8 protein-coding genes and 1 pseudogene are annotated in these 12292 nt (G+C 41.0%); all 9 read right to left on the reverse strand.

What is annotated here, in order from left to right; genetic code table 11:
• Nucleotides 1-65 precede the first annotated feature (65 nt).
• The 9 genes and pseudogenes from MHM99_RS11580 to MHM99_RS11620 all read right to left on the reverse strand — a co-directional run bounded on the left by MHM99_RS11580 (nt 66) and on the right by MHM99_RS11620 (nt 11677).
• Nucleotides 66-1019 (reverse strand): hypothetical protein, encoded by a 954-nt coding sequence (locus tag MHM99_RS11580; RefSeq protein WP_239219413.1) that lies wholly within the window; start codon nt 1017-1019, stop codon nt 66-68.
• Nucleotides 1020-1438: 419 nt separating this feature from the next.
• The gene (locus MHM99_RS11585) at nt 1439-2332 is read right to left on the reverse strand and encodes an HNH endonuclease signature motif containing protein (RefSeq protein WP_239219414.1); all 894 of its coding nucleotides are present in this window, start codon (nt 2330-2332) and stop codon (nt 1439-1441) included.
• A 14-nt stretch (nt 2333-2346) separates the two neighbouring features.
• Nucleotides 2347-3897 (reverse strand): hypothetical protein, encoded by a 1551-nt coding sequence (locus MHM99_RS11590; RefSeq protein ID WP_239219416.1) that lies wholly within the window; start codon nt 3895-3897, stop codon nt 2347-2349.
• 41 nt (nt 3898-3938) lie between these two features.
• Nucleotides 3939-5060 (reverse strand): nucleoid-associated protein, encoded by a 1122-nt coding sequence (locus MHM99_RS11595; protein WP_239219418.1) that lies wholly within the window; start codon nt 5058-5060, stop codon nt 3939-3941.
• Between the two features lie 115 nt (nt 5061-5175).
• Nucleotides 5176-7740, reverse strand: a complete 2565-nt coding sequence (locus MHM99_RS11600; protein ID WP_239219420.1) for a DEAD/DEAH box helicase family protein — start codon at nt 7738-7740, stop codon at nt 5176-5178.
• Nucleotides 7740-8915: a restriction endonuclease subunit S gene (locus MHM99_RS11605; RefSeq protein WP_239219422.1), complete on the reverse strand. Its 1176-nt coding sequence runs from the start codon at nt 8913-8915 to the stop codon at nt 7740-7742. The genes MHM99_RS11600 and MHM99_RS11605 overlap by 1 nt, the downstream gene beginning before the upstream one ends.
• Entirely contained in the window at nt 8908-10380 is a 1473-nt protein-coding gene (locus MHM99_RS11610; RefSeq protein ID WP_239219424.1) for an N-6 DNA methylase, read from the reverse strand. The genes MHM99_RS11605 and MHM99_RS11610 overlap by 8 nt, the downstream gene beginning before the upstream one ends.
• 38 nt (nt 10381-10418) lie before the next feature.
• On the reverse strand, nt 10419-10970 hold the full coding sequence (locus tag MHM99_RS11615) for a recombinase family protein (protein WP_239219450.1): 552 nt from the start codon (nt 10968-10970) through the stop codon (nt 10419-10421).
• A gap of 290 nt (nt 10971-11260) precedes the next feature.
• Nucleotides 11261-11677 (reverse strand): annotated as a pseudogene (locus tag MHM99_RS11620) (transposase).
• Nucleotides 11678-12292: the final 615 nt, after the last annotated feature.

Here is a 12292-nt window from a genome sequence, read left to right on the forward strand (position 1 = left end):
AAATAGGCTGCTTTACGCATAAATTGTCGTGAAAGTAATGGTAAAACGTAAAACCTTGAAAGCCTTCAGTTTGAAAGGTATTGCTTCCACCTTTCATCAAAAAGTGGTTTAAGAAATAAAGGGTATCCATCTGCCACAAAGTTAATGTCTCTTAAGGTTTGGCTTTTTATAGGCGTAGATGTAATGTGAGTTAGCGCGCTGTCTAGATCACTCGTTACCGCTTGTCCTAGCTCACTCTTAGAACACAGTAAGCGCTTTGTTCCTCTTAGCTGCTGGGACAGTTCACTGATTTGATAAACATTAAGCGCATCGAGTTCTTCTTCTGGTAATGCTGAAAGCTCGCGGTGCCCTACATAGCCAAAATCTATTCTCCCACTTTCCAGCAGGGCAATGGTATGCATGCCTAAGTCTTTGCCTAACCCATTTAAACGAACCACATTGTTTTTTGTAGCCCATTGCTCAACGGTATCGGCGTATACGTTATTCACATCGTTGTAGAGTACCGTTCTCAAATTTTGCTGAAGCAGAGCGCGTAAAGAAATGGATTCAAAATATCCCTGCGTTGGCTGAGACTGCGCGGTATCTAATTCATTTTTCAATGAAGGCTGAAGCGCTTTTCTTGCAACAATGAGTAGCGGTAAGTTTATAGAGGTTGGCTGGGAGTAATATCCCCACTCAGCGCGTTCTTCTTGGTAAGCGGCGCCATAAAAACAATACACTTTTTGTGCGGATTGTTGATGCTGTACCAACGACCATGCGCGTTTAACCGGATAAGCTTCAAATTGGTGTTCATAGTTATGCAGGTGTGTAGAGAGGTACGCCATGACGTCATAGATCGGCCCTGAAGTGATACTGACACCACTGCCTTCAATTCCAAGCTCGGGTGGTCGCAACCATACTACTGTAGGCTTTTTGGAGGCGCAGCTTTCCCCTTCACATTCGCCGTCTGTTTGCGCAAACAGCACGCTGCTTTTAAGACACAACAAAACAAAAGCCACCAAGGTTACTACTACTGACACTGCAAAAAACCCAACCTTTTACACGTAATTCTTAAAGCTCACTCATCGCGTTTATGGGAAAACAACAATGGGAATATGATGAAATTATTTTAAGGTAATCGGGGGAAGAATGGCGGGCACCAATCTCATAATTGGACGAACTTAGCTCAAAAAAAGAGCCGCTATTAAAGCGGCTCTTAGAATATTTTCAACACGTGAACAGTTTTTTCTTAAAAGGGTAATAAATTGCAAAAAGACACCACAACCTAATGAGTGAGTGAGTGAAAGCCCCTTAAAATATTAGAGTAAAGCCAAGTTAAAAACCAATTTTAATAAACAATAATTTTGTTTTTTGTGTAGCAAAGCGATGAATTGGCCTCAAAACCAGTTTTACTATACAAAAACTGAGTATTCACCTTTAACAGAGCGAACCATTTAAACTAACTATTAGCCTTTTGCATAAAAAGACTATTATGCTCAGCTATATAATTTTCAAATCGTTCTCGGTGTAGATTGCTTAATCGGTCAGTACATAACTCATAACCGGCTTCTATACCCAAGCCTTTTAATGTGGATGGGTCAATCTTAGACGATAGTTTCAAAATGAATTTTGAGCCTTGTTTAACAAAAGTTAGTAAGTGCGCGTCAAAAAGCTTATCAATATGGGCACATAACAATATCCCGTTTGCACCATCAAGCCGCTGTTCATTACTGTTGCATTTCGACCAAGGAACTATATGCGATGCGATCAGCATTTCACGAATACTCGTAAGGGTCAGAGCACAACTTTCACCGTTACCCCAAGCATCAATCACATTTTGTCTAAACTTACCTTGGCCAACACGAGCTAAAACCAAGCTCTCTCGCTCAGTTTTATCAACAGTCGTGTCGAAAATGTCGCTCACGTCTTGAGCAACGCTCGGAGAGGGCTTTTTTGAGTACTTTACATCATGTTTGCCAACAGCGTAATAATCTCCATTTATAACCTCGAGAGACATATCTGAGACAACCGCGATGTAATCTTTTATCTTTGCTCTTGTTGTTCCAGTTTTTTTGTCATATTCCTCTCCCAATATCATAGGGAATGTCTTTAACGAATAACCTTCATTTTCAACGAGTCTAATATACTCTATAGCTTCGCCATAAGCGTTTTGCTTTCGCCCTAACTCATTTCGCTCCCAATTTGCGGACATTATTAGCGCCCTGTCGGGTTCAGTATGAACATCCCAAGCACCAAAGATAACTACTTTATCGGCATGATTGACAAAAGCCCATCCATAGCGATCGTTTCGATTCGTGGCTCCATGCGATTCCATAAACTTTTTTCGAGACATCGTTTCCCTATTTATTATTTGTTTTCTGTCTTTTTTATCGATGCTTTAGGTGATTCTTGTTCAATATCTTTTGATGACTCAGGTTTGTGATTGACTTCTGATTCTGCGTGTTTATCTTCTGAAGCGCCTTTAAGTAAATTCAGGTTTGTTGCGGGAAGCTCTGATGATGGAGTCACTTCTGATTTCGACTGTTCTTCTAAGACACCGTCATGATTCAATATGCTAGGTATATTCCAAGCAAATATTGATAGTGCTATTGAAGATAAGATTACCAAAAGCATAGCTTTTCGATACAAACACTTATATGGGGATGTTCTGGAATCAATAAGATCACTTACATCTTTGTGTGAAATGTGATTTCGGGTGGTGTCCTTCCAATGGGATAAGTCACTCAACGCTAAAATCAATGATTGCCTTTCAAAGTAAATTCGAATCAATGGGCTAACGAGTAAATAGCCTGCTAATATCTTAAATAACCAGTGAACGTTTTCAGAATCAAGTAGTTCTTCTTTTCCTATTAAGCGTGAGAAAAGCATAATTGCTAAGAAAAAAATTGCTGATAAAGCATCTTTAAACAACCCTGATACCAAATCATTGGTTGATTTCGAATATCCGTCAGTAGCTGATTTAATATCTTTTTGAAAGTCAGATAGCTCTTTTGCATGAGCTTCTTTTCTATCTTTTATAACGAATTCATATTTATCTTTGGCTTGTTCAAGGGCATTGGCTAAGTGAGCATAAATGCTTGGAATTAGGAAGGTGTTATCAACTAAATCTAGACTCACTCGATCCATAACCAAGAGCAATCGAACTTGGATTCGTTCTTCATAAATCCAGGAAACGACAGATTCTAATGTTTTTAGTTGGGATAAATCGCAGCTATGATCTTCACCAACCAGTTTCATGTTTAAGCGCTTTATTCCAGATATGACGATGTCATTTGACCCTAAGAACTCTTTTGATAAAGCGACACAAAGTAGTTGCTCGTAAGCGTTATAAAAGGGTTGAGTTAAAGCGCATGCTTTTACGTTACTTGGCAGTCGATAATTTAGTGGCTCACAGATTGTTTCTGCTTGCCCAACAAAATGTGTTTGAGCCTTGATATCCGTGCTACTTGGAATTGCAATATTATCGTCATTTTTAAATATCGATGAGGGTTTTCTATCCAAAGATATAATAGACAAGCGCTTGCCTTGGACTTGTATGTCACCAAACCCTAGCCAGATTACAGTTGAGCTAAACTTGTTGAGGCAGCCATCCTTACTAAACATTTCTGACGTAACTTTTTGCAGCCAATTGAGATAAAAAACCTCAGATAGGAACAGTAGTTTTTGAACATGGTCATTTACATCCGTAATGACTTCACTTTCAAGGATCTCATGCTTACTTATTATCGCCTTACAATTCGCGTCATCAGGAATTCTGTCAAACTCACTCCAATCATCCTGTAGCTCTCGCTCCCAGCGTAATTTAAAAGGAGAAAACTGGTTAACCTCAATATTTTCTAGAGCTCGGATTTGTGATGGCTTGAATGAAAACTCAACTCTGTCATCTAGTTCAGACATCGTTGTATGTTCTATAAGGACTCTTAACGTTTCCAGCATACTTAGGTCATTTCAAACTGAGTTGTACGAATAGTTATAATTTTTTCACCATTATCTTCAGTGATGTTGATATTATTTTCGGTCAACTCACCTTTAAAAAATATGGTTACATCTTCACCTGTAACTAATTTGCTTTTCCTGTTTGAGCTAGGTATTGAATTGGGACGAGATTCGAACACTTGCCCAGCAATTTCCTTTTCAGTAAGCATACTAACTAGCGAAGCTCTACACTCAGTCTGTAATTGTTGATATCGCTCTTTATCTTGTTGTTGCTCATCAGACAAGCCATCTTCCATCAGTTCTAAGGGAATAAACGTTCCCAGCACATGATCAGTATAGCTGTCTGTATCAAACTGCTCATGTGAATCAAAATATGAAACAGATCGAGCTTTAATATCAGTATGTTTAACATGAGATGGCAACATGCCTGCAACTTCTTTCGACCAATCTGATGTACTGGCAACAGTTTTTTTCGTTAGAGAAGAAGGATTGTCCCTCACAATTACTTGCAAAAAGCTTCTAAAATAGTCAGATATTGCCTCGTTCGTATCTTTATCCTTACCAGTTTTACCGCGCTGTAGAGCAATAACATCCCACGCAAACTCAGTTCCCGGATCTATAATAGCCCACTTTTGTAACGCCCTAGGCGTATCAGCCAAGGAGTCGAGGATTCTTGTGAGAGAAACGATTTGCCTTCCATCAACGTTGTTTCGCCTTTGCTGGTATACGGTTGTAAAGTCAATTTTGAGGAAAGAAAGTAACTTATAGCGTTCATCCCCAATGAGAACAGAAACGACAGCAACTATGAAAATTCCATCACTCATTGTTAGGTTGTGAGCCGTAAAAAATCGCTGCGCTAGCATTCGTGATTTAGGGACTAACGACGTTGTATCATTTAAAATATCGACACAGTCGATACAACAATTATTATATTGAGGATTAGAGAATAAAAACTGAGTTCCCTCACAGGCTCGCCTGATTTGCTTTTCAAAAAACTCTTTTTGCTCTTGTTCTAAAGCGACTTCATCGTTAAAAGATGGCTCATCTAAATCATGACGAATGACATGATAAATAAAATTCTCAATATGAAGTGATTCAATCACACCTGAGTTTAAGACTGCCATACAGCTCCCTGCTTTATTTTTATAATCAAATTCACAGCTGTAATGCAGCTGTACAATTTATAATACGTTAATATCTTCGTTATATGAACAATGCATTTGCTCATCAAGTTCTTGGCTATTCATATAAATACCTCTGAAACCCGACAAAGGTTTCCCTGATTTCTGAAGGCTGGCCTAATTCCGCGATTGCATCATCGATTGTGCCGTATTTCAGGTCTATCAGGCTGCGCATCTTCTTCCTAGATAGTTCTGTAACTCCATCTTCCACATACTTGTCTAGTACAAAATCAATAAACTGTTGCTGTTTATCACTTGCATAAGTTGCGCTAATCTTTGGGTGAGCAGTTGAAGCACGTTGTTTGCGTGTCAGTGCTTCTGCGGCAAACGCTACGTAGCGCAGCACGTCGTATACGTCACTGTCTTTGGCATCGATTAGGTCTTTCATTCCTTCAAGTTTATCTTCGTCGTAACCAGCCTCTGTCAAGTTTTCGAGTAGTTTCTCGCGTGTAGTTGGGTCGCTCCAAATAGCCCTTAATTGATCTTCATCTTCGAAGAACTTTGGCAAGTCATCAAATAACCGCTCGATAAATTCTTTTGCAGTAATAGGTTTATCACCAAACCAATACATAGCGGACTTAATGTGCTTAATTTCACGTGTTTTCCCATCGCTTAACTTGATGAGAATTTTCTCAGTTCGGTTACAAATACATGGCTCTTCACCACATACCCCGCATGGTTCGGGTACACATACACATGGGCTCTCACCACACTGCTCACAGGGTGGCTGCAAGCATATACATGGCTCTCTACCACATACGCCACATGGTTCGGTAGGGCAATTGCAAGGAGAAAAGCCACAAACATCGCATGGTTCCTGTTCGCAACTACAAGGGGTATCTCCACAGACATCACATAATTCTGGAGGTGGTAATGGCTCACCATCCCACTCGGGATCAGCAAAATTATGATGTGCTTTAACAAAGTCATAAATGGTGAAGAAGTCTTTCCCTTCATACATCCGCGTACCACGCCCGATGATTTGTTTAAATTCAACCATGTCGTTACATGGACGCATCAGCACTATATTGCGAACGTTTCTAGCATCTACACCGGTAGAGAGCTTTTTAGAGGTTGTTAGTATGGTCGGAATGGTTTTCTCGTTATCTGAGAAGGTATTTAGGTCATTTTCACCAGCTTGGCCATCATTAGCTGTAACACGCACACAATAGCTGTTATTTGTCGTCCATCCTTTATGCTTAGCATATTGATTAATATAGTCGCGCACGCGTCCTGCATGTTCTTGAGTGGCACAAAACACAATGGTTTTTTCATTGGGCTTGAATGCATCCATCCAATAGTGAACTCGCTTTTCTTCACGTTCGGGGATGGTGATAATACGGTTAAAGTCGCCTTCTCGATATACTCGGCCCGGCTCTGGGTTACCCTCAACTACCACACCGTCACCTTCGGTATATACATACTCATCCATAGTGCCGACAATTGGGAACACTCTAAATGGTGTTAAGTAACCGTCGTTAATACCTTCTTTCAACGTATAGCTATAAACAGGATCGCCAAAATAGCGATAAGTGTCGGCATTCACTCGGCGTTTAGGAGTTGCTGTTAATCCAATCTGCACCGCAGGCTCAAAGTATTCCATGATGCGTCGCCAGGTGCTCTCGTCGCTTGCACCACCACGGTGACATTCATCAATAATGATTAAGTCGAAAAAGTCACGTGGATACTGTTTGTAGTAGGCGTTTTCATCTTCAACCAACTCTGCTTCTTCGTCTTCTTCAACTGTGGAGTTTGGCCCACTCATCAGGGTGTGAAAGATAGTGAAGAAGACACTAGCATTCTTAGGCACTCCACCACGTTTTCTAATATCTGCTGGGGTAATCCGTACAATTGCATCTTCACCAAATGGGCCAAAATCATTGAATGCTTGATTGGCTAGTATGTTTCTGTCAGCTAAGAATAAAATACGAGGACGGCGCTTTGCCTCATCTGGATTTCTTTGTGCTGTTAAACTCCAGCGGCTTTGAAACAGCTTCCAAGAGGTTTGAAACGCGATACAAGTTTTACCAGTACCTGTCGCTAACGTAAGGAGTACTCTTGGACTACCCGCAGAGATAGCATTCAATGCATTGGTAATTGCATTTTCTTGATAGTAACGTGGTTGCCAATCCCCCTTAGTTTCAAAAGGAATAGCTGCAAAGCCCTCTTGCCATACCCGTTTGAAGTCTGGGGTGTCACTGGGCTCTTCGTTAATAATTCGTGCATACATTTCAGCAGGTGAAAGGTAGTTGTCTACTAGACCTTCTTCACCTGTTAGCATGTCTATTAAGTAAATCTCATGACCATTAGTGGCATAGGCAAATCTGCACTGTAAGCGCTTGGCATAGTCTAGTGCTTGACGAACGCCGTCAGCGTAACTTAGGCCTTCTTTTTTTGCCTCCACTACGGCTAGGCGCTGACCTTTGTACATAAGTACGTAGTCTGCACTCAGTGGTTTGGTGCGTTTGCCTCCAACTAGTATGCGGCCAAGTGTAATTGGATATTCCCGACGAATACGGCTATCGGTGTCTTTTCCCCATCCATGAAATTCTAGGCGCGGGTCAATGTGGTCGGCACGGGTGTCTGCCTCGTTGCGATTAGCTTTCTTCTTCGGAATAAACATTAGGCAGCAGCTCCTTTGCTTTTAGTCAGTTCACCAGTAAAGGCTTTTTGTAATAGTGATGTTTTAAGCTCATCAAACTTTTCGCTTTTCTTAACGTATACCTCTTGGAGCTGCTTTAAATTATTTGAAAGAGCCGCAAGACTCTGTCCAACTAATATTTGCTCTTCGATTGGAGGTATAATGAAGCTGAATTCTCTCTGTTTGGTAATTGGTACTTGGTTGCGTGTTGACTGCCTCATTACGGAAGTATACTGTGAGACAAATTCACTAGAGACCATATATTGCGCCAAGTATTCTGGCAAAATATATTTTTGATTACATCGATAATAGGTTATCGATGTTCCCAAAATTACTGACTCTTCTTCTGTTCTTAAGATTGCTACCGGGCCGACAGTCGCGTTGTGGGCGAATAAAACATCTTGGTCTTTAGCTATCCCTTTCCTGAGTGAAGCGGCCCTTTCTTTAGTAAGATATTTAGCTTGATTCATATCTACATTGCCATTTTTAATGCACTTAGCGGAGAGATATGGAACGCCGGATTTTACGAATTCACTTTTTCTTGGGTAGTAAGAGCCGTGGTTGCCATCCTGATGTCCTTTAATCCAACCTCGCTCCATTAATTCACTCAATGAAGCACTTTCCCAATCCCCTTTATTCTTATTAAATATTTTCTTCAATGAACTATCAAAAAGCTCTTGGGCGTTGGCGAGGTTCTTTTCGGCGGTTTCCCGAGCTTTATCGATGTCGGCAAAGGCTTGGTCAAGGATGGCGACGATTCTTTTTTGTTCAATCAGGTTGGGTATTTGAACCTCTATTCTATAAACATTATTTCTATTTATGCCGGGCTTAACACCAGTCGCTAGCGATGGAAGATCTAAAGTCTTCAATAGGAAGTATATGAAGTGTAAGTCATATTTGGACTTATCAAACCTTGCAAAATAGGTCACATCAAGTGGCCAAAATCGTTCTTCAGTTAAGGTTAATTCACCGGCAGAGCCTTTTCGACCAACAATTATCGTTTTATCATCGAACAAAAATTCGTCGGTTAAGCACTTTATTCCGTTCGCTCCATATGCTGGATATTTACCCCCAGCCTTACGAAGAGATTTGTCTAAAGGCTTCCCATACTCTAGCGTTAAAATGTCACCAATTTTTTGCTTTACCCAGTTAGGCATTGAGTATCTCCTGAATATTTTTCAGAATTTTTTCACTCTCTTTGTCCAATGAAATAATATCTTCAATGATTTCTGATGGCCCTCTCAGAGTTATTTCATCTTCTACGATTGGGTTTTTAACGGATAAGTCCCACGTCGCCTGATCCAAATCAGCCACGTTAACTGACCAAGACTTAGGTGAGTCGGCAAAGGTTTTTTTAAGCTCGACGAATTCTTTAAGATCATCATCGTTCAGTGGGTTGGTTTTACCCAAACTGCGGCCCGGATCGAGTTGATAGAACCATGTTTTTTGCGTGGGTTCGCCCTTAGTGAAAAACAGCACAACGGTTTTCACGCCCGCACCCAAAAAGGTCTTGGCCGGGCAGTCGAGTACTGTATGCAGATTGCAGGTTTCTAATAACTCTTTACGCAGGGCTACAGCGGCATTATCGGTATTCGATAAAAACGTATTTTTAATAACAATTGCTGCACGGCCGCCGGGTTTAAGGGATTTCATAAAGTGCTGTAGGAATAAAAAGGCGGTTTCTCCTGTTTTAATCGGGAAATTCTGCTGTACTTCTTTACGTTCTTTCCCGCCGAATGGGGGGTTGGCAAGAATAATGTCGTGTTGGTTATTTGGTGTAATATCTTGCAGGTTTTCAGCAAGGGTATTGGTGTGAATTACGTTGGGTGCTTCAATGCCGTGTAAGATCATATTCATGATGGCAATAACGTAGGCGAGCGACTTTTTCTCTTTGGCGTAGAAGGTGCGCTCTTGCAGAATATTTAGCTCATCTGTTTTCAGTTTGCGCTTTTCTGCCCCGCCTTGGCGGAGGTAATCGTAGGCTTCACACAAGAAGCCAGCTGACCCCGCTGCGCCATCGTAAATGGTCTCGCCAATTTGTGGCCGCAGCACATACAACATAGCGCGTATAAGCGGGCGAGGTGTGTAGTACTCGCCGCCATTGCGACCAGCGTTACCCATGTTTTTAATTTTTACTTCGTACAGGTACGAAAGCTCATGCTTTTCTTCTTGAGAGCGGAATCGAAGTTCATCCACCTTTTCTAGGGCGTCGCGCAGCGAATAACCGCTTTGGATTTTGTTTTTGATCTCGCCAAAAATTTCACCAATTTTGTACTCTATGGTGTTTGGACTGTCGGCCCGCTGTTTGAATGACTTTAGGTAAGGGAATAATTCTTGGTCTACGTAATCAATAAGATCGCTACCAGTGAGAGCGTTATCGTGGTCAAACTCACCATTGGCTTTTTTCGGCGCAGCCCAGCTACTCCAGCGGTGTTCTTCATCGATAATAAACTGATAGTCTTCTCCGTCCATTTCTGCATATTGTGACTTAGCTCGTTCTAAATCATCGAGGTACTTTAGGAATAGCATCCATGATGTTTGCTCGGTGTAATCTAGTTCACTTGAGCACCCTGCGTCTTTGTGAAGTATGTCGTCGATGTTTTTAAATGTTTGTTCAAACACTATTAATGTGTCCCTGATAAATTGTTTATATAAAATTTTTAACTATTTCCTAGCGCTTTATTTAACGTTGGCCGACTCACATTGAAGTGCTTGGCCACTTCAGCCTTGGTCATATCTGGATCGAGTAGCATAGCTTGAGCCTTTTTAATATCAGAGGGGGTCAGTTTTTGTTTTCTGCCACCTTTACGGCCTCTTGCTCTCGCTGCTTCAAGGCCTGCTTTTGTTCTTTCTGATATTAATCTACGTTCAAATTGCGCAATAGAGCCGATCATATGAAACGCTAGCTCTCCCACAGCCGTGGTAGTGTTTATGTTTTCATTGAGACTGATAAACTGGACGTGCTCAGATTTAAAGGCATCAAGTAATTCAATTAAATCCTTTAGGCTGCGACCTAGTCGATCTAGTCGCTGGACAATTACAACATCATCAGCACGTAACGCATCTATCATGCGTTCAAGTTCTGGTCGTTGCTTTGATTTACCACTGCATTTTTCTTTGTATATACGCTCACAACCTGCCGCTCTTAAAGCATCAAGCTGGGCGCTTTCTGATTGTTCGTCCGTGCTAACTCGTGCATAGCCGATTTTCATCATAATCCTAAAATCAAAGGTAGGTTTACTTTACATTGATTACTTTACGGATTGTTTTACGTTTAGGCAAGTTAATTGAGACATGTAAAGTGAGGTGAGCAAAGTAGTAATTTAACGACCGTTTTATTTACGCTAACAAATTTCGAATTCGCGATCATGGAGATGAACTTATGGTAATTCACGTGGTAGTATCATAAATGTCCGCTAATCCCACCTAGCGCTGATCAGACTGCCATATAACAGTTGCTCGATGTTCGGTTCTAGACTACTGAGTTCATCAGGGCAAGTCATCACATGACTCGAATACATTGAGGTCGTTGGCTTTTGCGGTTTCGATGCGGTAGAGTTTTTTTGGATATGATTGAGTGCCCAATACGCTTTGCCACTGCCTTTCTTCGCTTCCATAAACTTACGGTGGGAATGTGCCCAGCCCGACTTTTGTGATAGTCGTACAGCACGATATTAGGTGTATCTGTATCGGAGATATTACCGCTTGGTGAATCAGCACCACTGGCGTACAGCCACATATAGCTATTCACTTTCTCAGACCCAACCACTTTCAATGTGGTTTCATTCGCTGCAATAACCAGTTGTTGCGGCAGGTGTTGATGAAGTTAGTCATTAAGGGCTTTAAACAACTCAGCTCAATGGATTATCCAATCAGCCATGATTTTACGGCTTAGTTCGATACCATGCTGTTTAAACATCGCTTCTTGGTGATAAAGCGGTAACCCATACTGGCAATTGTTGCTATGAATTGAATGTGGGGATTACCATTAGACACGTAGCGTCTTCAGCCGTATGAAGTCGAACTCATATAAAGAAATAGATTCAACTCGCTTCAGAAAATTAATCTTCAATGTGACCATTAAGCGCTAGGTAGGTCTCTTAATTTCGGCTAGGGGGAAATCTCTGCAAGATATTTCATAAGTTGACTTCCCCCTCTGACACCAGGAAAACATTGTGGAGGTAGACATATTCAAATAACCTTCTACGAGTGGCTGGTTTTCGTCATTGTTAAATTTTTCAGCAATTGAACTAATAGCATCGCTATCCATTCTTTAGTCCTCACCTATACAGTACAGTGGCTTTTTCAATGTCCGAGCAAGAGTTCTATTAATTCAGTTTCCGAAGATCTAGTTAGGCTTTTTTTACAAAGCGAATCTCTTAGTTTGTAAACTGGGAAAAAGTATTCAACCTTTAAACGTGTGAAAGCTCTTTACTTATCAATAAGATTGCAACCTATTAAGACCATAAAACGACCAACTAAACTACTAATGCTCTAACAAATAGTTTTGTTATTAATGACAATATGATGGTTT

This window comes from Alteromonas sp. MmMcT2-2 (assembly GCF_022348305.1).
GTDB classification, from domain to species: domain Bacteria; phylum Pseudomonadota; class Gammaproteobacteria; order Enterobacterales; family Alteromonadaceae; genus Alteromonas; species Alteromonas macleodii.

Bases quoted from the DNA above. Each gene is read 5' to 3' on its own strand.
- MHM99_RS11585 (WP_239219414.1), bottom strand. From the start codon at position 2,332: ATGTCTCGAAAAAAGTTTATGGAATCGCATGGAGCCACGAATCGAAAC.
- MHM99_RS11590 (WP_239219416.1), bottom strand. From the start codon at position 3,897: ATGTCTGAACTAGATGACAGAGTTGAGTTTTCATTCAAGCCATCACAA.
- MHM99_RS11595 (WP_239219418.1), bottom strand. From the start codon at position 5,060: ATGGCAGTCTTAAACTCAGGTGTGATTGAATCACTTCATATTGAGAAT.
- MHM99_RS11600 (WP_239219420.1), bottom strand. From the start codon at position 7,740: ATGTTTATTCCGAAGAAGAAAGCTAATCGCAACGAGGCAGACACCCGT.
- MHM99_RS11605 (WP_239219422.1), bottom strand. From the start codon at position 8,915: ATGCCTAACTGGGTAAAGCAAAAAATTGGTGACATTTTAACGCTAGAG.
- MHM99_RS11615 (WP_239219450.1), bottom strand. From the start codon at position 10,970: ATGAAAATCGGCTATGCACGAGTTAGCACGGACGAACAATCAGAAAGC.